23 protein-coding genes are annotated in these 23,999 nt (G+C 71.1%); 14 read left to right on the plus strand and 9 right to left on the minus strand.

The features are described 5' to 3' along the window. The first annotated feature begins 26 nt into the window (after positions 1 to 26). The 6 genes from Q9S36_RS04215 (at position 27) to Q9S36_RS04240 (ending at position 8,163) form a co-directional block, all read left to right on the plus strand. Entirely contained in the window at positions 27 to 1,190 is a 1,164-nt protein-coding gene (locus tag Q9S36_RS04215) for an FHA domain-containing protein (RefSeq protein WP_311284051.1), read from the plus strand. Continuing rightward, positions 1,187 to 2,032, plus strand: a complete 846-nt coding sequence (locus Q9S36_RS04220; RefSeq protein ID WP_311284052.1) for a protein phosphatase 2C domain-containing protein — start codon at positions 1,187 to 1,189, stop codon at positions 2,030 to 2,032. The genes Q9S36_RS04215 and Q9S36_RS04220 overlap by 4 nt, the downstream gene beginning before the upstream one ends. Further along, positions 2,025 to 2,507 (plus strand): hypothetical protein, encoded by a 483-nt coding sequence (locus tag Q9S36_RS04225; RefSeq protein ID WP_311284053.1) that lies wholly within the window; start codon positions 2,025 to 2,027, stop codon positions 2,505 to 2,507. Before Q9S36_RS04220 ends, Q9S36_RS04225 begins: the two co-directional genes overlap by 8 nt. A gap of 17 nt (positions 2,508 to 2,524) precedes the next feature. Continuing rightward, entirely contained in the window at positions 2,525 to 3,253 is a 729-nt protein-coding gene (locus tag Q9S36_RS04230) for a hypothetical protein (RefSeq protein ID WP_253036194.1), read from the plus strand. 61 nt (positions 3,254 to 3,314) lie between these two features. Then, complete coding sequence (hrpA, locus tag Q9S36_RS04235) at positions 3,315 to 7,196, plus strand: ATP-dependent RNA helicase HrpA (RefSeq protein ID WP_311284054.1); 3,882 nt, start codon at positions 3,315 to 3,317, stop codon at positions 7,194 to 7,196. 25 nt (positions 7,197 to 7,221) lie between these two features. Beyond that, complete coding sequence (locus Q9S36_RS04240; RefSeq protein ID WP_311284055.1) at positions 7,222 to 8,163, plus strand: NADP-dependent oxidoreductase; 942 nt, start codon at positions 7,222 to 7,224, stop codon at positions 8,161 to 8,163. A gap of 114 nt (positions 8,164 to 8,277) precedes the next feature. On the opposite strand, the gene Q9S36_RS04245 is transcribed toward Q9S36_RS04240, so the two are convergent. The 5 genes from Q9S36_RS04245 to Q9S36_RS04265 form a co-directional block, all read right to left on the minus strand. Continuing rightward, positions 8,278 to 9,402, minus strand: a complete 1,125-nt coding sequence (locus Q9S36_RS04245) for a sugar-binding protein (RefSeq protein WP_283714579.1) — start codon at positions 9,400 to 9,402, stop codon at positions 8,278 to 8,280. Between the two features lie 58 nt (positions 9,403 to 9,460). Beyond that, positions 9,461 to 10,816, minus strand: a complete 1,356-nt coding sequence (mmsB, locus tag Q9S36_RS04250) for a multiple monosaccharide ABC transporter permease (protein WP_311284056.1) — start codon at positions 10,814 to 10,816, stop codon at positions 9,461 to 9,463. Then, positions 10,813 to 12,333, minus strand: coding sequence for a multiple monosaccharide ABC transporter ATP-binding protein (mmsA, locus tag Q9S36_RS04255; protein ID WP_283714863.1), 1,521 nt, complete (start codon positions 12,331 to 12,333; stop codon positions 10,813 to 10,815). The genes mmsB and mmsA overlap by 4 nt, the downstream gene beginning before the upstream one ends. Positions 12,334 to 12,486: 153 nt before the next feature. After that, positions 12,487 to 13,473 carry a LacI family DNA-binding transcriptional regulator gene (locus Q9S36_RS04260; protein WP_311284057.1) on the minus strand — a complete coding sequence of 329 codons (987 nt, stop codon included), beginning with the start codon at positions 13,471 to 13,473 and terminating at the stop codon, positions 12,487 to 12,489. A gap of 157 nt (positions 13,474 to 13,630) precedes the next feature. Further along, positions 13,631 to 14,968 carry a M20/M25/M40 family metallo-hydrolase gene (locus tag Q9S36_RS04265; protein ID WP_311284058.1) on the minus strand — a complete coding sequence of 446 codons (1,338 nt, stop codon included), beginning with the start codon at positions 14,966 to 14,968 and terminating at the stop codon, positions 13,631 to 13,633. A gap of 37 nt (positions 14,969 to 15,005) precedes the next feature. Here Q9S36_RS04265 and Q9S36_RS04270 point away from each other — a divergent pair, with 37 nt between their 5' ends. Both Q9S36_RS04270 and Q9S36_RS04275 read left to right on the plus strand, forming a co-directional pair. Next, on the plus strand, positions 15,006 to 15,983 hold the full coding sequence (locus Q9S36_RS04270; RefSeq protein ID WP_311284059.1) for a Gfo/Idh/MocA family oxidoreductase: 978 nt from the start codon (positions 15,006 to 15,008) through the stop codon (positions 15,981 to 15,983). A gap of 98 nt (positions 15,984 to 16,081) precedes the next feature. After that, positions 16,082 to 16,951 (plus strand): NYN domain-containing protein, encoded by an 870-nt coding sequence (locus Q9S36_RS04275; protein WP_311284060.1) that lies wholly within the window; start codon positions 16,082 to 16,084, stop codon positions 16,949 to 16,951. A 7-nt stretch (positions 16,952 to 16,958) separates the two neighbouring features. Here Q9S36_RS04275 and Q9S36_RS04280 read toward each other — a convergent pair whose 3' ends face one another. Next, positions 16,959 to 17,348 carry a hypothetical protein gene (locus tag Q9S36_RS04280; protein ID WP_311284061.1) on the minus strand — a complete coding sequence of 130 codons (390 nt, stop codon included), beginning with the start codon at positions 17,346 to 17,348 and terminating at the stop codon, positions 16,959 to 16,961. Positions 17,349 to 17,402: 54 nt separating this feature from the next. Here Q9S36_RS04280 and Q9S36_RS04285 point away from each other — a divergent pair, with 54 nt between their 5' ends. Further along, positions 17,403 to 18,533, plus strand: a complete 1,131-nt coding sequence (locus tag Q9S36_RS04285; RefSeq protein ID WP_311284062.1) for a methyltransferase — start codon at positions 17,403 to 17,405, stop codon at positions 18,531 to 18,533. A gap of 9 nt (positions 18,534 to 18,542) precedes the next feature. Here the strand turns inward: Q9S36_RS04285 and Q9S36_RS04290 are convergent, their stop codons facing one another. The 3 genes from Q9S36_RS04290 to Q9S36_RS04300 form a co-directional block, all read right to left on the minus strand. Continuing rightward, on the minus strand, positions 18,543 to 19,004 hold the full coding sequence (locus tag Q9S36_RS04290) for a DUF3817 domain-containing protein (protein ID WP_217530523.1): 462 nt from the start codon (positions 19,002 to 19,004) through the stop codon (positions 18,543 to 18,545). A 69-nt stretch (positions 19,005 to 19,073) separates the two neighbouring features. Beyond that, on the minus strand, positions 19,074 to 19,481 hold the full coding sequence (locus Q9S36_RS04295) for a hypothetical protein (protein ID WP_311284063.1): 408 nt from the start codon (positions 19,479 to 19,481) through the stop codon (positions 19,074 to 19,076). After that, positions 19,478 to 19,903 (minus strand): MarR family winged helix-turn-helix transcriptional regulator, encoded by a 426-nt coding sequence (locus Q9S36_RS04300; protein WP_082886071.1) that lies wholly within the window; start codon positions 19,901 to 19,903, stop codon positions 19,478 to 19,480. The genes Q9S36_RS04295 and Q9S36_RS04300 overlap by 4 nt, the downstream gene beginning before the upstream one ends. An 83-nt stretch (positions 19,904 to 19,986) precedes the next feature. Between Q9S36_RS04300 and Q9S36_RS04305 the strand changes: the two genes are divergently transcribed. From Q9S36_RS04305 to Q9S36_RS04325, 5 genes are all read left to right on the plus strand, one after another. After that, positions 19,987 to 21,243, plus strand: a complete 1,257-nt coding sequence (locus tag Q9S36_RS04305) for a hypothetical protein (protein WP_311284064.1) — start codon at positions 19,987 to 19,989, stop codon at positions 21,241 to 21,243. Further along, positions 21,243 to 21,722: a hypothetical protein gene (locus tag Q9S36_RS04310; RefSeq protein ID WP_311284065.1), complete on the plus strand. Its 480-nt coding sequence runs from the start codon at positions 21,243 to 21,245 to the stop codon at positions 21,720 to 21,722. Before Q9S36_RS04305 ends, Q9S36_RS04310 begins: the two co-directional genes overlap by 1 nt. Positions 21,723 to 21,881: 159 nt before the next feature. Further along, positions 21,882 to 22,625, plus strand: coding sequence for a hypothetical protein (locus Q9S36_RS04315; RefSeq protein ID WP_311284066.1), 744 nt, complete (start codon positions 21,882 to 21,884; stop codon positions 22,623 to 22,625). Further along, entirely contained in the window at positions 22,603 to 23,016 is a 414-nt protein-coding gene (locus tag Q9S36_RS04320) for a phage holin family protein (RefSeq protein ID WP_311284067.1), read from the plus strand. The genes Q9S36_RS04315 and Q9S36_RS04320 overlap by 23 nt, the downstream gene beginning before the upstream one ends. Next, positions 23,013 to 23,576 carry a DUF3618 domain-containing protein gene (locus Q9S36_RS04325; RefSeq protein WP_311284068.1) on the plus strand — a complete coding sequence of 188 codons (564 nt, stop codon included), beginning with the start codon at positions 23,013 to 23,015 and terminating at the stop codon, positions 23,574 to 23,576. The genes Q9S36_RS04320 and Q9S36_RS04325 overlap by 4 nt, the downstream gene beginning before the upstream one ends. Positions 23,577 to 23,999: the final 423 nt, after the last annotated feature.

Genomic DNA, 23,999 nt, shown 5'->3' on the forward strand with positions numbered 1-23,999 from the left:
ACGGAGGGCCAGGACGGATGCAGAGCATGACCACGGAGATCCCTCTCGCGACGACGGCTGCCGAGGCGGCCGGAGCCGCCGCCGGTCTCGCCGTCGCGTCACTGCTGGTGGCGTTCGTCCAGCTCGTCCTCGCCGCCGGTGTCTACGTGTGGACCGCCCTCGCGCTGAGCGCCGTCTTCCGGAAGGTCGACCGACCCGCCGCGCGCGCCTGGATCCCGGTGCTGAACCTCTGGACCCTGTTCGAGGTGGCCGGGATGAAGGGATGGTGGGCGGCGGTCCTCGTCGGCGGGGGCCTGCTCACCACGATCCTCGCCTCGGTCCTCAACGCGGTGTTCGTCGCGTCGGCGCAGAACGCCGCGTTCGGCGGCTCGGGCGGCGACGCCGCCGGCGCGCTCCTCGGCGCGACGGTGGTGCCCCTTGTCCTCGTGCTCCTTTTCGCGGCGGGAGCGATCATCCTCCTCGTCCGCATGATGGGCCCCCTGAACCGCGGGTTCGAGCGGGGCGGCGGGTTCGTCGTGCTGGGCGTCCTCCTGTTCCCCGTCTGGGCCTCGGTCATCGGGTGGGGCTCGGCGCAGTGGCACGGCCTGCCGCGCACCGGACTGCCGCCGACGCCGTTCGCGGGCGACGCGCAGCCGACGACGGCCGCGGCATCCGTCCCGTCGGACACGACCGCGTTCGCGCCGCCCTCGACGACCCCGTTCCCCGCCGCCGCACCGGTCACGCCGTGGTCGCCGCCGCCGCTCGCGCCGGCCCCCTCCGCGGCTCCCGCCGCCACGCCGGCGGCGCCGGTGGCGCCGCTGCCGCCCGCTCCCGCCCCGGCGGCGACCGAGGTCGAGGAGCACACCGTGCTGGCGGCGCACCGACGCCCGAGCGCCGCGCTGCGGCTCCCGAACGGGCAGACGGTCCCGCTCACCGCCGATCTCGTCGTCCTCGGTCGCAATCCGACGCCCCCTGCGCAGGCGCCCGGTGCCCAGCCCGTCCCCGTCGACGACGCCACCCGCACGGTCTCGAAGACGCACGCGCTACTGCGCCGCGGCGAGGACGGCTGGAGCATCACCGACCTGTCCTCGACCAACGGCGTGATCGTCGGCGACGACGACGCCGAGATCGCGGTGGGCGCGCCGGTCCCCGTCTCGGGGCGGTTCCTCCTCGGCGACGCGGAGCTGTTCCTCGACGTGGGAGCCCGATGACCTCCCCCCGTCCGCTGCACGTCGAGGTCATCAGCGCATCGCTCACCGACACCGGACTGCGGCGTCGGGTGAACGAGGACGCGCACCTCGCGAGCTTCCCCGTGTTCATCGTCGCCGACGGCATGGGCGGTCACGAGGCGGGCGACCGTGCCGCGGCCGCCGTCGTCGACGCCTTCCGGGGGTTCGTCGGCCGCGGCGACGTCGCGCCCGAGGAGGTCGCCGAGGCCGTCCACGCCGCCCACCGCGCCGTCGGCGCGATCGCCCGCGGCACCACCCGCGGCGCCGGGTCCACGCTCACCGGCGTCGTGGCCGTGCAGCAGGGCGGGGAGCCCCGGTGGCTCGTCGTCAACATCGGCGACTCCCGCGTGTACCGCCTGCTCTCCGAGCGCCTGGAGCAGGTGACCGTCGACCACTCCATCGCGCAGGAGATGGTGGATGCCGGGCGCCTGACCCGCGACGAGATGTCGACATTCGAGGGGCGCAACGTGATCACGCGCGCTGTCGGCGGCGAGCGCAGCCCCGCCGACTTCTGGCTGCTGCCGGTGGTCACCGGGGAGCGCATCCTCATCTGCTCCGACGGCCTCTCGGGCGAGATCACCGACGAGGCGATCCGGGCGGGCCTGCTGAGCGGCGCGTCCCCGGCGCAGACGACGGGGGCGCTCATCGCCCAGGCGCTCGCCCACGGCGGCCGCGACAACGTGACGGCGATCGTCGTCGACGTGGTGGGGGGCGGCATCCACCCCCGCCTCGAGGACACGACCGGCGGCCTCGTCACGAGCGAACCCGCGACCGGCACGATCGAGGTCGAGACGGTGCCGTCGCGGCGGAAACGCCATGACTGACCCGTTCGAGGACGAGACGCGCCTCGCGCCCCGCACGCGCCGCGAGCTGCGGGCCGAGCGCGACGACGACACCCGGCTCGTCGCACGTCGGGCCGAGACGGGTCCGGTCGCGGCACCGGAGGACGCCGACGAGACGCTCCTCGCCGAGCGGCGCACCGACGAGGGCACCCGGGCGACGGCCCGACGCGTCGCGCCCACGACGACGACGGGGACGTCCATCGCGCACGGCCGCGCCGACACGCCGCGGACCGCGTCGGCGCCGGGCACGCTCGTGTCGCAGCCGGTCTACGCGCCTCGGCGCGGCGAGCCCGCCGCACGCGTCGTGCGGACCCCGGTCGCGCCCCCGGTGTCCCCGGCGCCCACACCGGCGCGCCGGTCGCGCACAGGGCTGCTGCTGCTCGTCGGCCTCGTCGGCACGGCGGTCGTCGCCGGCGCCGTCTGGGGCATCGTCGTGCTCGTTCAAGGGGGAATGTGATGACGGAGGACATCGAGATGACGGCCGAGACGGAGGCCGCCGAGCTCGGGATCGAGTTCTGCGGGGAGTGGTTCCACCCGACGCCGGGTGAGACCTTCTCCATCGGTCGCGACGCGGACCTCGTCATCGACACGAACCCGTACCTGCACCGCCGACTGCTGGAAATCGAGTCGTCGCAGGGCATGTGGTGGCTCACCAACACGGGCCGGTCCATCTCGGTCGCGCTCGCCACGGCCGACGGCGCCTACCAGGCGATGCTCGGTCCGGGAACGCGCGTGCCGCTCGTGTTCCCCGAGCTCGTCGTCATGTTCACGGCGGGCGCGTACACGTACGAGTTCACGATCCGCAACGGCGCCGCCCGCTTCACGGGACGCACGTCCCCGCTCGAGGGCGACAGCACCGACGGCGGCACGACGATCGGCGCGGTCCCGCTGACGGCCAGCCAGCGACTGCTGCTCATCGCCCTGTGCGAGCCGATCCTGCGCGGCGGGATGATGGGCTCGAGTCAGATCCCCACCTCGGCGAAGGCCGCCGAGCGCTTGGGCTGGCCGCTCACGACGTTCAACCGCAAGCTCGACAACGTGTGCGACAAGTTCGACCGCGAGGGGGTGCAGGGCCTGCGCGGCGGCGCCGGCAAGCTCGCGACGAACCGGCGTGCGCGCCTCGTCGAGCACGCCGTCCTCTCGCGCCTGGTCACGGCGGCCGACCTGCCGCTGCTGGACGCCCCGCAGACCGCCGACCGCTGAGCCGGGTCCGGCAGGCGGCGGGCGACCGCCGGCATCCGCCCGCGCGATAGCATCGAAGGCTGTGTCCGCACCCGCCCCCGTCCTCTCGTATCCCCCGGAGCTGCCCGTCAGCGCCGCGCGGGAGGAGATCACGCGCGCCATCGCGGAGAACCAGGTCGTCATCGTCGCCGGCGCCACCGGGTCGGGCAAGACGACGCAGCTGCCGAAGATGTGCCTCGAGCTCGGGCGCACGCGCATCGCCCACACGCAGCCCCGCCGGATCGCCGCCCGCTCGATCGCCGAACGCCTCGCCCACGAGGTGCAGGTGCCGCTCGGTGGGGCGATCGGCTACAAGGTCCGCTTCACGGACGAGGTGACCGACGCCACGCAGGTCACGCTCATGACCGACGGCATCCTGCTGAACGAGATCCACCGCGACCGGCTCCTCCGCCGGTACGACACGATCATCGTCGACGAAGCCCACGAACGCTCCCTCAACGTCGACTTCCTGCTGGGGTACCTCGCCCGCATCCTGCCCGAGCGTCCCGACCTGAAGGTGATCATCACCTCCGCGACGATCGACCCCGAGAGCTTCGCGGCGCACTTCGCCGCGACCGCGCCGGACGGCGAGCGCGTGCCCGCCCCGATCATCGAGGTCTCGGGCCGCACCTACCCCGTCGAGATCCGCTACCGCCCGCACGACACCGCGTCCGAGGACGACGTCGACGGGCTGCTCGCGGCCCTTCGAGAGCTCGACCGCGAGCCCGACGGCGACGTGCTCGTCTTCCTCCCCGGCGAGGCCGAGATCCGCGACGCGATGGATGCCGTCCGCGGCCTCTACGCGAAGGACGCGCGTCCGACGGAGGTGCTGCCCCTGTTCGGCCGGCTCAGCTCCGCCGAGCAGCACCGCGTGTTCGAGCCGTCTTCGGTCGCCGGGGTGCGGCGGCGGATCATCCTCGCCACGAACGTCGCCGAGACGAGCCTCACGGTCCCCGGTATCCGCTACGTCGTCGACGCCGGCACGGCGCGCATCTCGCGCTACAGCGTGCGGTCGAAGATCCAGCGCCTGCCGATCGAGGCGATCTCGCAGGCCTCGGCGCAGCAGCGCTCGGGGCGCGCCGGCCGCACGTCGGCGGGCATCGCGATCCGCCTCTACGGCGAGGACGACTTCACCGCGCGGCCGGAGTTCACCGAGCCCGAGATCCTCCGCACCTCGCTCGCGTCGGTCATCCTGCAGATGCTCTCGCTCGGGTTCGGCGACGTCACGGAGTTCCCGTTCCTCACGAAGCCCGACAGCCGCGGCGTGAAGGCCGCGGTCGAGCTGCTCACCGAGCTCCGCGCCGTGACGGGGCGCACGGGCGCGCTGCGACTGACGAGCCTCGGCCGGCGGATCGCCCGTCTGCCGATCGACCCCCGTTTCGCGCGGATGCTGCTGGAGGCCGAGAAGCTCGGCGTCTCGCGCGACGTCCTCGCGATCGTCGCGGGTCTGTCGATCCAGGACGTCCGCGAACGCCCCGAGGAGCGCCGGGAGGAGGCCGACCGGCTGCACGCCCGGTTCGTCGACCCGACGAGCGACTTCCTCACCCTGCTGAACCTCTGGAACCATCTCCGCGAGCAGCAGCGCGAGCTGGGTTCGAGCGCGTTCCGGCGCCTGTGCCGCAGCGAGCACCTCAACTACGTGCGGGTGCGGGAGTGGTTCGACGTGCACCGCCAGCTGAGCACGCTGTCGCGCTCCGGCGCCCCGAAGGACGCGCCCCGCCGCACCGCCGGCGCCGCCGACCCCGATGCGCTGCACCGCGCGATCCTCTCGGGGCTCCTGTCGCACATCGGCATCCTCGACACGCGTTCGGTCACGACCGATCCCGCAAAGAAGAACGCCCGCAAGCCCCTCCCGCAGTACCGGGGTGCCCGCGGCGCCTCGTTCGCGATCTTCCCCGGCTCGGGCCTGCGCAAAGCCTCGCCCGACGCCGTCATGGCCGCCGAGCTCGTCGAGACCTCGCGCCTGTTCGGCCGGACCGTCGCGGCGATCGACCCCGCGTGGGCCGAGGACCTCGCCGGCGATCTCGCGCACCGCAGTCTCAGCGACCCGCACTGGTCGAAGGATGCCGGTGCCGCCGTCGCGGCCGAGAAGGTGACGCTCTTCGGGGTCGAGATCATCCCGCGCCGGCGCGTGCAGCTCGCCCGCCGCGACCGCGACCTCGCGCGCGAACTGTTCCTGCGCCACGCGCTCGTCGAGGGCGAGTGGAACAGCCAGCACCTCGACAAGCGGCTCACCGCGTTCGAGCGCCGCAACGGCGAGCTCCGCCGCCAGCTCGAGCGCATCGAGGAGCGGGAGCGTCGCCGCGACATCCTCGTCGGCGACGAGGCCGTGTACGCCTTCTACGACGCGCGCGTGCCGCACGACGTGTTCGACGTCCGCTCGTTCGAGGAGTGGTGGCGCGAGACGCAGCCGCGCACCCCGAAGCTGCTCGACATGACCGAGGCCGACCTCCTCGGCGAGTCCGCCCGCACCGACGAGCGCGACTTCCCGGCGCGCTGGCGTCAGGGCGACCAGGTGCTGTCGGTCGCCTACCGGTTCGAGCCGGGCGCCCCCGACGACGGCGTCAGCATCGTCGTGCCGCTGGCCCTCCTCGCGCAGCTGCGACCCGACGGGTTCGACTGGCAGGTGCCCGGCATGCGCGCGGAGCTCATCACCGCACTCATCAAGGCGCTGCCGAAGACGATCCGCCGTCACGTCGTCCCCGCCGCGGACTGGGCGACCACGCTCGGCGACGAGCTCGCCGGCACAGGCCCCGAAGACACCGACGGGCTGCCCGCCTCGACGCTCCGCGCGGCTCTCGCGGCGCGCATCCAGCGCGTCGCGCACCAGCCCGTCACCGCTGCCGACTTCGAGCTCGAGCGCGTCCCCGGGCACCTCCTCGTCTCGTTCCGTGCCGTCGACCACCGCGGCCGCGCCGTGGGGTCGTCCCGCGATCTCGCCGAGCTCCAGCAGCGTCTCGCCGGCCGAGCGCGGGAGTCCGTCGCCCGGTCGGTGTCCCGCCAGCCGGCACCGGGCCGCGGTCCGCAGCCGGCCGCCCCCGCGGCATCCGGGCCGGCCGCACCCGCCGAGCGCACCGGGATCACGACCTGGGACGTCGGCACGCTGCCGGGCGTCGTCGACACGAAGGTCGCCGGCGGTGTCGTGCGCGGCTACCCCGCGCTCGTCGACGAGAAGGAGTCCGTGGCGCTCCGCATCGAAGCGACACCCGAGCGGGCAGCGGACCTCACCCGCGCAGGGGTGCGCCGTCTGCTGCTGCTCGCCGTGCCCTCGCCTGCCGCCTACGTGCTCGAGCACCTCACCGCAGCCGAGAAGCTCGCGCTCGCGGCATCCCCCTATCCCTCGGCGAAAGCGCTCATCGAGGACGCCCGCGTCGCCGTCGCCGATGCCGTCCTCGGCGCATCGGTCATCCGCGACGAGGCCGCCTTCACCGCCGCCCGCGACGCGTTCTCTGTGCGCGTCGTCGACGAGCTCTTCCAGACCGTCTCACTGACGGCGAAGATCCTCACCCTGCAGCGCGACGTGGAGCGCGGCATCCGCGCGCAGAACTCGATGACGCTCCTCGCCGCCCTCGGCGACCTCAAGGCGCAGCTCGCCGGGCTCCTGCACCGCGGTTTCGTCTCCCGCACCGGCACCGCCCGGCTCGCGCACCTTCCCCGCTACCTGCAGGGGGCGCTCGAGCGGGTGACGACCCTCGCCGACAATCCGGGTCGCGACCGGCAGCGCATGACCGAATACGAGCGCGCTGCGACGGCCTTCGCGGATGCCGGTGGCACGACGCCGCTTCCCGCCGGCGCGCCGGCGCGCCTCGTGCATGCGCGGTGGCTCCTCGAGGAGTACCGGGTGAGCCTGTTCGCCCAGCGCCTGGGGACCGCGGAGCCGGTCTCGCTGCAGCGCATCACGAAAGCCCTCGCCGCGACGGAGTGAGTAAGCGTCATAGGCTGGCGGCACTATGGCATCCGCGATCACGTACCTCACCCTCGGCGGCCCGGAGGTCCTCACCTTCGGCGACATCGACACCCCCGCTCCCGGTCCCGGCGACGTGGCCGTCCGCATCGAAGCTGCGGGGGTGAATCCCCTCGACGCGAAGCTCCGCGCCGGCACCCGCCCCTCGCCGCCGATCACCTCGCCGCGTCGTATCGGATTCGACGGCGCCGGCGTCGTGACGGCGCTCGGCGCAGACGTCGACGGGCTGCGCGTGGGCGATGCGGTCGCGATCGCGGGCGCGACAGGGCTCTACGCGACCGACGTCGTCGTCGCGGCATCCACCCTCACTCCTCGCCCGCCGCAGGTGAGCGCTGCGCAGGCTGCTGCGCTCGGCATCCCGTCCGGTACCGCCTACCAGACGCTCCGGTCGATGGCGGTGGGACCGTCCGACGTCGTCCTCGTGCACGCCGGTTCCGGTGCGGTCGGGCAGTTCCTCATCCAGTTCGCCGTCCTCTGGGGTGCGACGGTGATCGCAACCACGAGCGAGCGCCGCGCCGAGCGTGTGCGTGCACTCGGCGCGACACCCGTCGCGTACGGCGAGGGCCTCGCCGATAGAGTCCGCGCGGCTGCACCCCAGGGCATCACCGTCGCGATCGACGCAGCCGGCACTGACGAGGCCCTCCGCACGTCGATCGAGCTCGTCGACGACCGCGGTCGTATCGCGACCCTCGTCCGAGGAGGGGATGCCGCGGGCCTCGGTATCCGCGCGTTCTCGGGCGGCAGTCCTGAACCGCTCACCGCGCAGCAGCTGGCCCTGCGTGCAGAGGCGATGCCGGTGAGCCTGCAGCTCATCGCCGCGGGCGCACTGGATGTCGAACTCGGCCCGACGTTCGCACTCGCCGAGGCCGCCGAGGCGCACCGTGCCCTCGCAGACGGCGTCGACGGCAAGATCGTGCTGGTTCCCTGAGTGAGCCGGCTCAGGCGGCAACGAGCGCCCAGTACGCGAACGAGCCGCCCGGGGCGACCCCCGCGAGGAGGATCGGCCGGACGGCTCGCTCAGCCCTCGATGAGGGCGAGAGTGCTACTCGTAGGACTTGACGATCTCGAGGAGGCTCGGAACGTTCTCGTACGCCTCGGCGGCGTTCTCCTTGGTGACGATGACCGGGTCGAGCAGGTAGGCCGGGACGACCTTGACGCCGTTGTCGTAGGACTCGGTGTCGTTGACCTCGACCTCCTCGCCCTTCTGCAACTGCTGGGCCATCTTGATGGCCTGGGCGACGAGAAGCGAGGTGTCCTTGTTGATCGTGGAGTACTGCACGCCCTCCATGATCGACTTGACCGACTCGACCTCGGAGTCCTGGCCGGTGACGACCGGGACCGGCTTGCCTGCCTGCTGCACAGAGGTGATGATGGCGCGGGCCAGCGTGTCGTTCGGGGACAGGACGCCGTCGATCACGGTGTCGCCGCTGTACGAGCCCGTGAGGATGGTGTCCATGCGGTTCTGCGCGTTCTCGGCCAGCCAGCCCTCGGTTGCCGTCTGGGCGATCTCGGTCTGGCCGGAGACGACGTTCAGCGTGCCGTCGTCGATCTTTGGCTGCAGAACCTCCATGGCGCCATCGAAGAACACCGCGGAGTTCGCGTCGTCCGGCGAGCCCGAGAAGAGCTCGATGTTGTACGGAGCTTCGTGACCCGCGCGCTCGGCAAGACCGTCGAGCAGCGCCTGGCCCTGCAGGTTGCCGACCTTGAAGTTGTCGAACGCGGCGTAGTAGTCGACCGCGTCGGTGTTCTCGATCAGGCGGTCGTACGCGATCACGGTGGCGCCGGCGTCCTTCGCCGCCTGCACCTGCGTGGCGAGCTGCTTGCCGTCCTTCGCGCCGATGATGATGACCTTGGCGCCGTTCGTCACCATCGCCTGGATCTGGTTCTGCTGCTCGGCGACCGTGTTCGACGCCGGAGCGTACTGCACGTCGGCCTGGAAGCCGGCCTCTGCAAGACCGTCCTCGAACAGCTTGCCCGCGAGGACCCAGTTCTCCGACGTCTTGTCGGGAAGCGCGACACCGATCGTCGCGTCGGCCGCGAAGCCCACTGCAGCCTCGTCGCTGCCGCCGGTCCCGGTGTCGCCACCGCCGCGCTCGGAGGAGCATCCGGTGAGGGCGAAAGCACCCACGGCGACGATCGCTGTCGCCGTCAGAAGCATCTTCTTCATGTGATCTCTTTCTATGGTGTGTGAAGGTCTCGTCACGCGTGCGAGCGCGACGAGGCCCCTACTGTCCGCTCGTCTTGTCGACGGGTGGGGCTTGGTAGGTCTTGTTGGGCTCGAAGGTCTGCGTCGCCGGGTCCTCCGTGCGGCCGAAGCGGCGCGTCATGAAACCGATGAGCGACGGGCGGCCCTGCTGCTTGTTCCAGACGTCGATCCCGACCGCGATCAGGAGCACGAGTCCCTTGATCATCGAGACGACGTCGGAACCCTGGCCGAGCAGCGCGAGGCCGTTGTTGAGGAAGGCCATCACGAGACCACCGATGATCGATCCGATCACGGTGCCGATGCCTCCCGCGACGGCCGCGCCGCCGATGAACACCGAGGCGATGGCGTCGAGCTCCCACCCGGTGCCATCGTTCGGACCGGAGGCCTGCGAGCGGGCGACGAAGATCATTCCGGCGAGGGCCGCGAGGACCGACATGTTCATCATCACGAAGAAGTCGACCCAGCGGTCTTTCACACCCGACAGGCGCGCGGCCTGCCGGTTGCCGCCGACCGCATAGATGTGCCGACCGAAGACCGTGTTGCTCGTGACGAACGTGTAGACGATGACGAGCGCGAGCAGGATCAGGCCGGGAACCGGGAAGCTGGTCCCGGGGCGCCCTGTCGCGAACATCCACGCCGCCACGAGCACGATGACCGAGAGCAGCACGACCTTGGTCACGCTCACCCAGAGGGGCGCACGGTCGGAGCCCATCTTCTTCTGGACCCGACGCGTGCGGATCTCCCAGAACACGAGCCAGGCGACCGCGACGAGTGCGAGCAGCATGGTCGGGATGTTGAACGGCAGCGGCAGCCCGATCTCAGGGAGATAGCCCGTGCCGATGATCTGGAAGCCCTTCGGCACCGGGATGGTCTGCGCGTCGCCGATCCACTGCTGCGCCCCACGGAAGAACAGCATTCCCGCAAGCGTCACGATGAACGCCGGCACGCCGACGTAGGCCACCCAGAAGCCCTGCCATGCGCCGACCGCCGCGCCGACACCGAGGCCGAGCAGGATCGCCAGCGGCCAGGGGAAGTTCCACTCGGTCATCGATTTCGCCACGATGATGCCGGTGAATGCGGCGACAGAGCCGACCGAGAGGTCGATGTGCCCCATGATGATGACCATCACCATGCCGATCGCGAGGATCAGGATGAACGAATACTGATTGATGACGTTGATCAGGTTTCCCGACGTCAGGGTCGCGCCGTTGGGACCGTTGCGTATCAGCGTCAGGATCTCGAACAGGACGATGATGACGATCAAGCTGCCGAGGATTCCGAACTGGCGCAGCGTCGATGTTCCGCCGCCGCCGAACATCTTCGTGATGTCCTTGAAGTGGAACCCGCGCTTCGCCGGGGTGGATTCGGTGGTCATGCGGTTGCTCTCTGAGTCGCGGAGGTCATGCTGCGCATGAGTGCCTCGGGTGTCGCCTGGTCGGCCGGGATGCAGTCGGTGACCCGACCTTCGAAAACGGTGTAGATGCGGTCGGAGATGCCGAGCAGTTCGGGCAGCTCGCTGGAGATGACGATGACGCCCTTGCCCTGCGCCGCGAGCTCGTTGATGATCGCGTAGATCTCGTACTTGGCGCCGACGTCGATGCCGCGGGTCGGCTCGTCGAGGATGAGGATGTCGGGATCGGTGAACATCCAGCGCGCGAGCACGACCTTCTGCTGATTGCCGCCGGAGAGCTTGCCGACGCCCTCATCGACGGACGGCGTCTTGATGCGGAGCGCCTTTCGGTACTGTTCGGCGATCGTGAACTCCTCGCGGTCGTCGACGACGCCGTTGTGCGCGATCTTCGACAGCTTGGCGGCGACGATGGAGCGCTTGATCGTGTCGAGCAGGTTGAGACCGAGCACCTTGCGGTCCTCGCTCACGTACGCGAGGCCGTGCTTGATCGCCGACGCGACGTCGGGCAGCACGATCTCCCGGCCGTCCTTGATCATGGTGCCGCCGAGGAACGTGCCGTACGACCGGCCGAACATGCTCATGGCGAACTCGGTGCGCCCCGCGCCCATGAGGCCCGCGATGCCGACCACTTCGCCGCGCCGGACGTTGATGCTCGAACCCTTCACGACCATGCGCTCGGTGACGGTCGGATGCTGCACCCACCAGTCCTTGACTTCGAAGAAGACCTCGCCGATCTCGGGAGTGCGGTCGGGGTACCGGCTTTCGAGCGACCGGCCGACCATGCCGCGGATGATGCGGTCCTCGTTGATCTCGCCGCGCGAGATGTCGAGGGTCTCTACGGTGCGCCCGTCGCGGATGATCGTGATCTCGTCGGCGATCTGCTCGATCTCGTTGAGCTTGTGGCTGATGATGATCGACGCGATCCCCTTCGCCTTGAGGCCGAGGATCAGGTCGAGCAGGTGCTGCGAGTCGTTCTCGTTCAGCGCTGCCGTCGGCTCGTCGAGAATGAGGAGCTTGACGTCCTTGTTCAGCGCCTTCGCGATCTCGATGAGCTGCTGCTTCCCCACGCCGAGGGTCTTGATGGGGACGTCGGGATCTTCTGCCAGCCCGACGCGGGCGAGGAGCTCGGTGGCGCGGAGCTTTTGCGCCGGCCAGTCGATCCGACCGAACCGCTTGATCTCGTTCCCGAGGAAGATGTTCTCAGTCACCGAGAGCTCGGGGATGAGCGCAAGCTCCTGGTGGATGATGACGATGCCGGCCTGCTCGCTCGCGGCGATGTCACGGAACCGCTGCTCTTCGCCGTAGAGACGGATATCGCCCGTGTACGTGCCGAAGGGGTACACCCCGGAGAGCACCTTCATCAAAGTGGACTTGCCCGCACCGTTCTCGCCGCAGATGGCGTGGATCTCACCTGCACGGACGGTGATGGACACGTCGGCGAGCGCTTTGACTCCCGGGAACTCCTTCGTGATGTTCTGCATCTCGAGGATCGGGCCGGACACGGTAGGCAACGTTGCTGTGGTGGTCACGAATCTTCCTTGATGTGCGGCCACCGTCGATGTGACCGTTCACATTGGAGTCCATAGTGCACGGATGCTGAGGCGCTGTCAAGTGCGCCCGGCGAATCCGTGTCGCTACCGCGACGCGGTCGACTCGCGCGTGCGCAGCAGCGTCTGCAACGGCCCGAATTCGGGCACGGCCTCACCGCGGATCTGCGCGAGGAGGATGCGCACAGCGCGGCGGCCGAGTTCCGGGAAGTCCTGGTGAACCGTGCTCAGTGTCGGTGCGACATGTGCCGCGACGGGGATGTCATCGAACCCGATCACACTCACGTCGTGCGGAACACGTACCCCGGCATCCCGGAACCCGTGCATGAGCCCGATCGCCATGAGGTCGTTGGCCACGAACACCGCCGTGAAGTCGCGGCGGCGCGAGAGCTCCTGGCCGGCGAAATAGCCGAAATCGGCGGTCCAGTCGCCCCGGATGGGTGGGAACGTGGGCAGATCGGCCTCGCGCAGACCGTCGAGGTAGCCCCGCATCCGGGACTCCGCCTCGATCCAGTCCTGCGGACCTGCGAGGTGCAGGATGTCCGAATGTCCGAGCGAGATCAGATGCTCGGTCGCGGCACGCGCCCCGGCGACCTGATCGGCCGAGAGGGTCACGCCATCGGATCCGGAAGCCGTCTGCAGCGACACGAAAGGCATCTCGACGGTCACGCCCCGCAGGACATGGAAGACGCGAACCTGCGGCGCCAGCACCACGATCCCGTCCACCTGCTCTCGTGCGAGTTGCCGCACCGCGTTGCCGATGGCCTCGGGGGTCGTCGCTCCGAGGTTCAGTGTCGAGACCGAGTAGCCCTCTTCGCGGGCGGCATCCTCGATCCCGGCGATCGAGGAGGTCGGGCCGAACTCGCCGATCGTCGCCGAGAGCACACCCAGGATGTTCGACTTGCTGGTGACGAGCGCCCTCGCGGCCAGATTCGGCCGATAGTCGAGGACCGATATCGCGTCGAGGACCTTGGCCTTCGTCTCGGGGCGGATACTCGGATGGTCGTTGAGCACGCGCGACACCGTCTGGTGCGACACCCCCGCGAGCCTGGCGACGTCACGGATGCTGGGCATCCTGACACGGTCGGAGGCGGTGGACACGGCAGGCCTCCTTGCATGTGCACGGTCACATCGTTACTTCATTATGGCGGGCAATCGACGTACCCGCACCCGCCGGCGCAGAGACCCGCCGGCGAAGCAGTCAGCTGAGGATGCGGGTGCCCGCGACGGCTCAGCCCGTGATGAGCGCCCGGTAGAACTCGATCCCCCGCAGCCACACCTGCACACGGATGCGCTCGTTGTGCGAGTGCAGCGCCTCACGCTCCGACAGCGACAGGTGGAACGGCGTGAAGCGATAGACGTTGTCGCTGATGGCGCAGAACCATCGGCTGTCGCTCGCACCGAGCTGGATGTAGGGCGTCGCGACGACGTCGGCGCCGAGGGTCGCGCGGCCTGCCGCGACGAGGCGGCCCCATGCCTGGCCGTCCCACGCCGACACGGGTGACGCCTCGGACGCGTGCCCGAGCTCGACGTCCACGCCGTCGTCGGCGACGACCCGGCGGATGCGACGGTGCGCGGATGCCACCGTGTCGCCCGGCAGCAGCCGGACGTTGACGGTCGCTCGGGCGGTCGTCGCGAGGACGTTCGCGCCGGCGGCACCGGCCATCTCGGTCACGACGGCGGTCGTCCGGACGAGCGCGTTCAGCTCGGGGCCGAGCTTCGGGAAGACTTTCACGAGCGCGGGACCCGTGTAGCGGATGCTGCGGAACACAGCCTGCAGCGGGCCGCGGGTATACGGCGCGACGGTCTCGAACATCGCGCGCACCGGCGCCACGAGCCGGGTCGGGAACGGGCGACGGTGCAAGCGCAGGACGGCGCGCGCGAGCCGCGCGGTCGCCGGGTCGGCTGGCGGCGTCGACGCGTGCCCGCCCTGTTCGCGAGCGGTGAGGTGCACCGTCATGACGCCGCGCTCGGCGACACCGATCATCGCGGTCTTCACGGTCACGCCGGGCACCACGCCGTCGACGACCGCGCCGCCCTCGTCGAGGACGAGTGACGGACGGATGCCGCGCGCCTCGAGCACCGCGACGATCGCCTGCGCACCGCCACCCGCGGTCTCCTCGTTGTGCCCGAACGAGAGGTACACGTCATGCGCGGGCGTCACGCCGTCGGCGACGAGCGCCTCCACCGCTTCGAGGATCGCGACCAGTGCACCCTTGTCGTCGACCGCGCCGCGGGCGTGGATCGTCTGCTCCTCGCCCTCGCCGACGAGGTCGGCCGCGAACGGCTCGTGGTCCCACTCCGACGCGACGACGGGGACGACGTCCATGTGCGCCATGAGGACGAGCGGGTCCGCGGCATCCGCTCCGCGCCAGCGGTACAGAAGCGAGTGCCCGCCGATGACCTCGCGCTCGAGCACGCGGTGCACGCCCGGATAGAGGCGCTCGAGGGCGGCGTGGAACGCGTCGAAGTTGCTCCAATCGATCAGTGATTCGTCCGCGTACGACACGGTCGGGATGCGCAGGAGTTCACGCAGCCGCGCGAGCGCGGCGGAGGCTTCGGGGTCCACGAGCCGAGCCTACGTCCCCGCCGCTAGGCTCGGGAGCATGAGCGCGCTTCGATGGGGAATCCTTGCCACGGGAGGGATCGCGCAGGCGTTCACCTCCGATCTCCTGACCGCCGGACGGACCGTCACCGCGGTCGGCTCCCGTCGCCTCGAGGCGGCCGAGGGGTTCGCGCGCACGCATGGCATCCCGCACGCGCACGGCTCGTACGAGTCGCTCGTGAGCGACCCCGAGGTCGACATCATCTACATCGCCACGCCGCACAGCGCGCACGCCGACAACGCGATCCTGGCGCTCGAGCACGGCAAGCACGTCCTCATCGAGAAGCCGCTGACGCTCGACGAGGGCCAAGCGATCGCAATCCGCGACGCCGCCGCCGGGCAAGGGCTGCTCGCCATGGAGGCGATGTGGACGCGCTACCTACCGCACATGGTGCGCATCCGCGAGCTGCTCGCGGCGGGGGCGATCGGCGAGCCTCGCGTGCTCATCGCCGACCACACGCAGCGCATCTCGAGCGACCCGACCCACCGACTCAACGCGCTGGAGCTCGGTGGTGGGGCATTGCTCGATCTCGGCATCTACCCGGTGTCTTTCGCGTGGGACGTGCTGGGGGCGCCCGTCGAGGTCCGCGCCGTCGGCCGGCTCGGCGAGACCGGCGCCGACACCGAGGCCGCCATCTCGCTGACGCACGCGTCGGGTGCGGTCTCCTCGCTCGTGACATCCTCGCGCGCGGTCGGCCCGAACACCGCTGAGATCATCGGCACCGAAAGCCGCATCTCGATCGACCGCGTCTGGTACACGCCGACGTCGTTCCGTGTCCACGCCCCGGACGGCACCGTCCGCGAGGCTTACACATCGCAGGTCGACGGTCGCGGTATGCAATTCCAGGCGCTCTACGCCGAAGAACTCATCGCCGCCGGTCGAACCGACGGCGACCTGCTCAGCATCGAGGAGTCCGTCGCGATCATGGGCACGCTCGACGAGATCCGTCGACAGCTCGGGGTCGTCTACCCCCGCTGAGCACCCGGGTCAGGGAGGGCAGGCCCGGAGTCTATGAGGAAGCTGAACTCCAGAACCAGCCCGGGCGCGTCGGCGGCGTCCGCTGACAGACTGGGTGGATGCCGGATCCTCAGACCCCCCGCGTCGCCGTATACCTCGACTTCGACAACATCGTCATGAGTTGGTACGACCGGGTGCACGGCCGCAACAGCTACTCCCGTGATCGTCAGCGCATCGCCGCCGATCCCGATGAGAAGGAGATCGCCGAGCGCCTGGCCGCCGCGACGATCGACGTCGGCGCGATCATGGACTACGCGGCATCCTTCGGCACGCTCGTCCTCACCCGCGCCTACGCCGACTGGTCGTCGCCGGTGAACGCGCTCTACCGCGAGCAGCTCGTCGCCCGCGCCGTCGACCTCGTCCAGCTGTTCCCGGCGGCCGCCTATGCCAAGAACGGCGCCGACATCCGGCTCGCCGTCGACACCGTCGAAGACCTCTTCCGACTCGAAGACCTGACCCACGTGGTGATCGTCGCCGGCGACAGCGACTACGTCCCGCTCGCACAGCGGTGCAAACGACTCGGTCGCTATGTGGTGGCGGTCGGGGTGGCGGGGTCCACCGCTAAGTCCCTGGCCGCGGCGTGCGACCAGTTCGACGCCTACGATTCCCTCCCCGGCGTCGCCCTCCCCGAGCCCGAGCCCGCCCCCGAGGCCCCCACCACGAGCGGCCGTCGCCGCCGAAAGGCCGCCGACCCGACCGCGCAGCTCCTGTCGCGGGCGCTCCGGCTGGAGCACGAGCGGACCGACGAGGAGTGGGTGCACCTGTCGGCTGTCAAGAACCTCCTCAAGCGGATGGACCCGTCCTTCAGCGAGAAGGCCCTCGGTCACCGGTCGTTCTCCGACTTCGTCAAGGCGTACCCGAAAGTCGCCGAGCTCGACGAGACAACCAACATCGTCCGCGTCCGGGCGGTCGAAGCCGCCGCAAGCTGACGCGCCGTCAGCGGCGCGAGGGCGACGTGGACCAGAGCGCCCAGGCGACGAGCACCGGCTGGAACAGCAACCGACCCCAGCGTGCGCGGCCGCTGTCCAGGCCGAAGCCCTCCCGCTCCCCCAGCGCCTGAGCGATGTTGCCGGGGAAGATCGCCACGAAGAAGGCGGCGAGGATCCCGCCCACGCGGCGGCGCTCCCGCGGCAGCGCGACCAGCGCGGCGCCCAGCATCATCTCGACGGCGCCCGAGGCGACGACGACGCCGTCCTTGTCGATCGGCAGCACCTCGGTGACGAGGTCCGGCACCTGCGCCTGGAACTCCTTTCGAGCCCAGAACAGGTGGCTGAGGCCGGCGAACACCATGGCGCCGGCGAGTACCCAGCGTGCGAGAGTCTTCATCAACCGAGTATCCCCCGGGTGGGGGATGCCGCGGCCCGGCGATACGCTCGACGGGTGACCTCCGCCGCGCCGTTCCCGTTCGCGCGGCTGTCCCGCCTCCCGGATCTCGAGGCTCCGGGGCTCGTCGCCGCCGACGCCGCCGACCGGCTGATCCTCGACGACTCCGCCGACGCGCGCGCCGCCGCGGCCGCCGGGGAGATCGCGGTCATCGGCGACGCCTACGGCGCCCTGGCCCTCGGTGCGGCATGGGACGGGGGCACCGGCATCCGCGTCCACCAGGACGCCCTTGTGGGCGAACGCGCACTCGCCCGCAACGCCGCGGCGCTGGGCCTCGCCGGGCGGGTTTCGTCGCGCCCGTTGAGCGCGGAGCTCGTCTCGGGGGCGCGGGTCGTGCTGCTGCGCCTGCCGCGGTCCCTCGACGCGCTGGACGACATCGCCGCGCTCATCGCGGCCCACGCCCACCCGGACGTCGTCGTCTGGGCGGGCGGACGCCTGAAGCACATGAGCCTCGCGATGAACGACGTCCTCGCCCGGTCCTTCGACCGGCTCGACGTGACGCTCGCGCGCCAGAAGTCGCGCGTGCTCGTCGCCCGCGGGCCGCACGACGGCCACGACCCCGTGTCGGCGGAAGGCGACACCGACGGCCTCGCCCTCCGCGCGTTCGGCGGCGCGTTCGCGGGCGCGCGACTCGACATCGGCACGCGGCTGCTGCTTGCGCACCTGCCGCAGGACCCGGCCGGCGGCAGCGCCTCCGACCCGCTCATCGACTTCGCGTGCGGCACGGGCGCCGTCGCCGCTCACCTCGCCCTCGCTCACCCCGGGCGGCACGTCTACGCGTCCGATCAGTCCGCCGCCGCGGTGGCCTCGGCGCGCGCGACGGCCGCGGCGAACGGCGTGGACGACCGCGTCGAGGTGGCGCGCGACGACCTGCTGCAGGCACGGGCGGATGCCTCGGCATCCTTCATCGCGCTGAACCCGCCCTTCCACAGCGGGGCCGCCGTGACCGACCGCCTCGCCCCGCGGATGTTCGCCGACGCGGCGCGCGTCCTGCGGCCCGGCGGCGAGCTCTGGTGCGTCTGGAACTCCGGACTGCGCTACCGCAGCGCGCTCGAGCGGATCGTCGGTCCCACGCGGCAGGCGGCGCGCGACGCGAAGTTCACCGTGACGGTCTCGACGCGGCGCTGACCCCCGGGATCACCGTCCGCCCGGCGGCCCGACGATGAGCAGCACGACGTAGAGCGCGACGACGGCGACGACGATCAGCGCCACGAGGACGCCGGCGTGGCGCAGGAACCACCGCAGCAGCCGGTCGATCGGCCGCCGGTCACGCGGGTCGGCGGTCGCCTCGAGCCGCCAGTGCCCGTCGAGGCGCCCCGTTCGGCGCAGCCACATCTCCATCGGCAGGGTGGCGTAGGGGACGATCGCCGATCCCACCGCGAGCAGCGCCACGCCGAGGTGCCACCGATTGTTGAGGGCGACCAGGATGGCCGTCGCCCCGTAGGAGAGGAAGACGAAGCCGTGGATGCCGCCGCCGATCGTGACGGCGACGGCCGGACCGCCGACCGCGCGGATGATGAGGCCGGCGATCAGCAGGGTCCATGAGAACAGCTCGGCGATGGCGAGCACGCGATACAGGGAGGCAGGGGTGCGGAACACGCCTTCAGCCTAGCTGAAGGCTCCCGTGCCACCTGTGCGCGCGCTGTGACGGCTCCGCACGATGATTACTCAGCGGCGTGTCGACCAGAGCGCCCACGCGACCAGGAGCGGCTGCAGGAACAGGCGAGCGAACCTCTTGGCGTCGGAGTCCAGCCCCGGCGCGTCGCGTCCGGTGCGCCAATGGTGCACGTTGCCGGGGAAGACCGCGACGAACAGAGCGGCGACCGCGACGCCCACGCGCCGGCGCTCGCGCGGGAGCACGAGGAGCGCAGCGCCGAGCAGCGACTCGACGACACCCGACACGACGACGATGGTGTCCTTGTCGGTGCGCAGCAGCCGAGTCGCCCAGTCCGGCACCGCGATGCGGAACCCGCCGCGGAGGACGGTGAGGTGACCGACGCCGGCGGCGACGAGGAGAGCGGCCAGCGCCGAGCGCGCCGCCGTGCGGAGCGGGTCCCGCGGTGCCGCGCGCGTCATTCGACGACGCCGGCGCGGATGCCGTCGAGCGACTCCGCGACCCTCGGATGCGCCTGTGCCAGCGCGCGGTCGAGGGCGGCGAGCCGTTCCTGCGCGTCCTGCAGGACCTTCGCGCCGCGGGGCGTCACGCTCAGGTCGCTGGCCGCGCCGGCCTGGGCCGTCGCGTCCGCCACGAGGCCGTCGTCGACGAGGGCGTGCACGGCGGCGTGCGCGGACTGGACGGTGATGCGGGAGCGGCGTGCGAGCTCCGAGAAGGAGATGCCGGGCTCGGCGCCGATGTGCCCGAGCAGACCGAACTTGCGGGTCGAGATGCCGAGGTCGCGCAGCTCCGCGGCGAGCTGCGCCTCCCACGAGGCGGAGACGGCGAGCAACGCGATCACCGGGCTGAAACGCGGAGCGTCCTCGGTCGGGGTATCTGCCACGCGAGCAGTCTATGAGTCAAGGGAGCGGCCGTCCGTGATTGGCGTGGCCGGGAGCGGTCCCGGCTGCCAATACAATCAGCGCTATGATGCGCGCGAACGCCCATCCGACCGCAGCCCTGGCCGCTGCGGCGATGGCGTTCGCCCTGATGACTCCCGGAGCCCCGGTGGCGCAGGCATCCGCCGCGGCGCCGACCCCGGATCACCACCGGACGCACCTCAGCGTCTCGGCGACCCTGGCCGAGCTGGCCTCCCTCGATCGCGACGGCGTGAGGGCACTGCTGGACCGCACGCCCGGGCTCATCGCGACGCTGCTCACGCAGACCTCCGCTGCCGACGCCGCGATCTGGTGGGCCGAAATGGATGCCGCGCGCCGTGACGACCTCATCCGCACGGTGCCCGTGCTCGTCGGCTCGCTCGACGGCATCGACGCCACCGACCGTGTCCGCGCCAACCGGTACGCGGCGCGGGCGCGCCTGGCGCGGGTCGACGAGCGGTTGCAGCAGGTGAGTCGCCGGGGCGCGGAGGAAGACGCGGCACTGCTCGGCGACCTGTTGCTCGAGCGCCGGTACCTCACGAAGGTCGTCGCCGGTCAGGTGCGCCTCTACCTCTACTCCCCCGAACGCGGCGCGATGATCGAGATGGCGGGCGATCCGTCGACCGCTGCCGGCATCCTTCTCGTCGTCCCGGGGACGAACGCGTCGGTGCGCAGCTTCATGGTGGACGACCCGGTCACCTCGTTCGCCGACTGGCAGGTCGCCAACGCTGACCCGGGCGCCCGCGTCGTGGCCTTCACTGTGCTCGCCGCCCCCATGCCGCAGATCTCCCTGAATCTCGCGTCGGGCCCGCAGAACAACACGATCGCCACGGCCGCGGGTGCGGACTACGCTCGCATCGTGAAGGGAATCGAGGTCGCTCTCCCCGGGCTCCCGACGCTCAGCTACGAGCACAGCGCCGGGTCGCAGGTCGGCAGTTCGGCCGAGATGCACGGTGCCCGTTTCGACGTGCGGTTCCTCGCGGGCGGCGTGGGGGCCACCGACGGCTACCGCCCGGTCAGCGGAACGACCTACTACGCGGCGCAGGCCGCGGAGGACGTCAACCGGTACTACGCGGGCTTCCAGGTGGGCGACATCGGTTACGGCGTCGGCCCCGAGGACATCCCCGGGGTCATCGTGCTGGACCCCGGGTACGCCGAGGAGCAGGCGACGGGCTCGGTCGGCGCGATGCTCATGCAGGGACTCGATCTGCACAACCGACTGTTCAGCGGCGACGGTCGCACGAACGGAACCGTCCTCAAGGACGTGCGCCTGCTCCTGGCCTCGCTGGCCCGCGGAAGCGGCTGATGCGCGCCCGGTCCGGCGCAGCGACGATGCTGCTCGTGACCTGCCTCATCGGTCTCACCGCCTGCTCCGCGGGAGCGGAGCCGTCGTACGCGGACGTGCGCGCCCAGGCCGAGGACGCGGTCGCCGAGATCGTCGCCGCCCTCCCCGACGGCGCCGAGTTCGTCCCCGACGGCGGGGCGAGCGCGCAGCCGTGCGATTCGGAGGTCAGCCCGGGCGGCCCGTCGACGGGCGAGTTCGCGACGATCCACGGCGCCGTCGCGCTGCCGGAGGGAACGGATGCCGCCGCGACCGTCACGGAGCTCCCCGTCGCCCTCGGCGACGGCTGGGCGCTCGAACCGGCCGGCGTCGACCTCGACATCGCGACCGTGCGGCTCAGTCGCGCCGAGACGAACGTGTCGGTCGACGTCACGGAGTCGACGGTGCAGGGGCGCCCCGGACTCGACCTGCTCGCCGTGTCGGAGTGCGGCCGCGGGGGCTGACGCCGCTCAGGCCGGCGGCGGCGCCGTGGACCTTCCCGGCCCGCTCCCGGTCCCCTCGTTTACCGCTTGACGCGTTGGTGCGCAAGCCCGGTACGACTTGCTCGACCCGCTCGCAGAGTGGCGCTCCCAGGACAGGAGTCCTCGAGCAAGGGAGCAACTATGTCAGTCGGATATGGACCCACGGGTACCGGTGGCGCCGACGCCGGGTCGGGGAAGACCGAGACCGTGAAGGATGAGGCATCCGCCGTCACCGGCACCGCGACCGACGCGGCGAAGGATGTCGCGCACACCGCCAAGGATGAGGCGGCGTCCGTGGCGGGCGAGGCGAAGTCGCAACTGAAGGACCTCTACGCGCAGAGCCGCACCGAGTTCTCGGACCAGGCGGCGCAGCAGCAGGAGCGCCTCGCGAGCGGGCTGAAGGCCGCGGGCGAGGAGCTCGGGTCGATGGCCCGCAACGCAGAGGGCGGCGGCATCGCCACCGACCTCGTGCAGCAGGTCTCCGACCGCCTCACCGGCGCGGCTGCGTGGTTGGGTGACCGTGACCCCGCCGCCCTCCTCGACGAGGTGAAGCGGTTCGCGCGGCGCCGCCCCCTCGTCTTCATCGCCGGCGCGGCCGTCGTGGGGATCGTCGCCGGGCGACTCGTCCGGGCGATGGCGTCGCACGACGACAGCGGTCCGTCGACCTCGCGCACCGCGCTTGCGCCCGCCCCGGCAGCGGCGGCGGTCCCGGCGTCCGCGCCCGCCACGCCCGTCGACGGACGGGACCCGGCCTACATCGACCCGATCGCGGCCGACACGACCGGTGAACTGCCGCCGTCGGACACGCCGCTCTACGACGAGTCGGCCGGTTTCCGCGGCGGCGCAGACGAAAGGGTCACGGATGAGCGACGCGACACCTTCTGAGCGCAAGGCCGCGTCGACCTCGCTCGGCGACCTGCTCGGCGAGGTGACACGCGATCTGTCGACGCTGATGCGGCAGGAGATCGCGCTCGCGAAGGCGGAGCTGAAGCAGTCGGCCACGACCTCCGCCAAGGGCGCCGGGCTTCTCGGCGGTGCCGGGTACGCGGCATCCATGGTCGTCCTCTTCCTGTCCCTCGCCTTGTGGGCCGCCCTCGCGACCCTCGTCGGGTGGGGCTGGTCGGGCGTGATCGTGGCGGTCCTGTGGGCGATCATCGCGGCGATCCTGTACGCGGTCGGCCGCAAGCAACTGAAAGAGGTGCAGGGCGCGCCGCAGACCGTCGAGACCCTGCAGGAGATCCCAGAGACATTCAAGAGAAACGAGGAGAACCGATGAGCGATTCACCTGACGCGATCCGCGCCGACATCGAGCGGACCCGTGCCGAACTCGGCACCGACGTCGACGCCTTGGCCGACAAGGTCAACCCGTCGAAGATCGTCGACCGCCAGACCAGCAAGATCAAGGGCGCGGTCGGCTCCGTCCGCGACCGCATCATGGGCGCCGCCGACGACGCAGGCTCGTCCGCGCACGACCTCGCCGGGTCCGCGCACGGTGTCGCCCACGACGTGAAGGCCAAGGCGGAGGGCAACCCGCTCGCCGTGGGCCTGATCGCCTTCGGCGCAGGGCTGCTCGCCGCATCCCTCATCCCCGCATCCGCGAAGGAGAAGGAGCTCGCCGAGACGGCGAAGGAGCAGGCGCAGCCGCTCGTCGACGAGCTCGGGGAGGTGGCGAAGGATGCCGCGAGCCACCTGAAGGAGCCGGCTCAGGATGCCGCGACCGCCGTCAAGGAGCGTGCCCAGGAGGCCGTGCAGACGGTGAAGGACGAGGGTTCCGACGCCGCCGGGACCGTGACCGACCGCGCCCAGGAGGCGCGGAGCAACATCAGCGAGAACTGAGAGGAGACATCATGAGCGATCCCATCGCGGACAAGCCGAGTCAGGCCGAGGGCGACATCGGCGACGACGACATCACGAAGGACGAGCAGGAGTCCGACGAACAGGACGACTGACCGCACGGGCCACCGCGCAGCGAACGACGAAGGCCCCCGGCATCCGCTCATGCGAGCAGTGCCGGGGGCCTTCGTCAGTGACTCAGAAGTCCCAGTCGTCGTCCTCGGTCGCGACCGCCTTGCCGATGACGTACGACGAGCCCGACCCGCTGAAGAAGTCGTGGTTATCAGCCATCCCCCGCCACGCTGCCGGCTACCGCGGAATTATGCGGGAGAAGCGGTGGTGAGTGGCGGCAGAAATGTGGGCAAAACGTGGGCAAAACGTGGGCGCTAGCTAGCCCGCCGACGGCGACGCCACCGCTCATCAGCA

The organism is Microbacterium sp. ARD31 (assembly GCF_031844425.1).

What these genes read in the sequence shown, in the direction of transcription:
- Q9S36_RS04215 (WP_311284051.1), top strand. Translation starts at nt 27, where the DNA reads ATGACCACGGAGATCCCTCTCGCGACGACGGCTGCCGAGGCGGCCGGA.
- Q9S36_RS04220 (WP_311284052.1), top strand. Translation starts at nt 1,187, where the DNA reads ATGACCTCCCCCCGTCCGCTGCACGTCGAGGTCATCAGCGCATCGCTC.
- Q9S36_RS04225 (WP_311284053.1), top strand. Translation starts at nt 2,025, where the DNA reads ATGACTGACCCGTTCGAGGACGAGACGCGCCTCGCGCCCCGCACGCGC.
- Q9S36_RS04230 (WP_253036194.1), top strand. Translation starts at nt 2,525, where the DNA reads ATGACGGCCGAGACGGAGGCCGCCGAGCTCGGGATCGAGTTCTGCGGG.
- Q9S36_RS04240 (WP_311284055.1), top strand. Translation starts at nt 7,222, where the DNA reads ATGGCATCCGCGATCACGTACCTCACCCTCGGCGGCCCGGAGGTCCTC.
- Q9S36_RS04245 (WP_283714579.1), bottom strand. Translation starts at nt 9,402, where the DNA reads ATGAAGAAGATGCTTCTGACGGCGACAGCGATCGTCGCCGTGGGTGCT.
- mmsB (WP_311284056.1), bottom strand. Translation starts at nt 10,816, where the DNA reads ATGACCACCGAATCCACCCCGGCGAAGCGCGGGTTCCACTTCAAGGAC.
- mmsA (WP_283714863.1), bottom strand. Translation starts at nt 12,333, where the DNA reads ATGCAGAACATCACGAAGGAGTTCCCGGGAGTCAAAGCGCTCGCCGAC.
- Q9S36_RS04260 (WP_311284057.1), bottom strand. Translation starts at nt 13,473, where the DNA reads ATGCCCAGCATCCGTGACGTCGCCAGGCTCGCGGGGGTGTCGCACCAG.
- Q9S36_RS04270 (WP_311284059.1), top strand. Translation starts at nt 15,006, where the DNA reads ATGAGCGCGCTTCGATGGGGAATCCTTGCCACGGGAGGGATCGCGCAG.
- Q9S36_RS04275 (WP_311284060.1), top strand. Translation starts at nt 16,082, where the DNA reads ATGCCGGATCCTCAGACCCCCCGCGTCGCCGTATACCTCGACTTCGAC.
- Q9S36_RS04280 (WP_311284061.1), bottom strand. Translation starts at nt 17,348, where the DNA reads ATGAAGACTCTCGCACGCTGGGTACTCGCCGGCGCCATGGTGTTCGCC.
- Q9S36_RS04295 (WP_311284063.1), bottom strand. Translation starts at nt 19,481, where the DNA reads ATGACGCGCGCGGCACCGCGGGACCCGCTCCGCACGGCGGCGCGCTCG.
- Q9S36_RS04305 (WP_311284064.1), top strand. Translation starts at nt 19,987, where the DNA reads ATGATGCGCGCGAACGCCCATCCGACCGCAGCCCTGGCCGCTGCGGCG.
- Q9S36_RS04310 (WP_311284065.1), top strand. Translation starts at nt 21,243, where the DNA reads ATGCGCGCCCGGTCCGGCGCAGCGACGATGCTGCTCGTGACCTGCCTC.
- Q9S36_RS04315 (WP_311284066.1), top strand. Translation starts at nt 21,882, where the DNA reads ATGTCAGTCGGATATGGACCCACGGGTACCGGTGGCGCCGACGCCGGG.
- Q9S36_RS04320 (WP_311284067.1), top strand. Translation starts at nt 22,603, where the DNA reads ATGAGCGACGCGACACCTTCTGAGCGCAAGGCCGCGTCGACCTCGCTC.
- Q9S36_RS04325 (WP_311284068.1), top strand. Translation starts at nt 23,013, where the DNA reads ATGAGCGATTCACCTGACGCGATCCGCGCCGACATCGAGCGGACCCGT.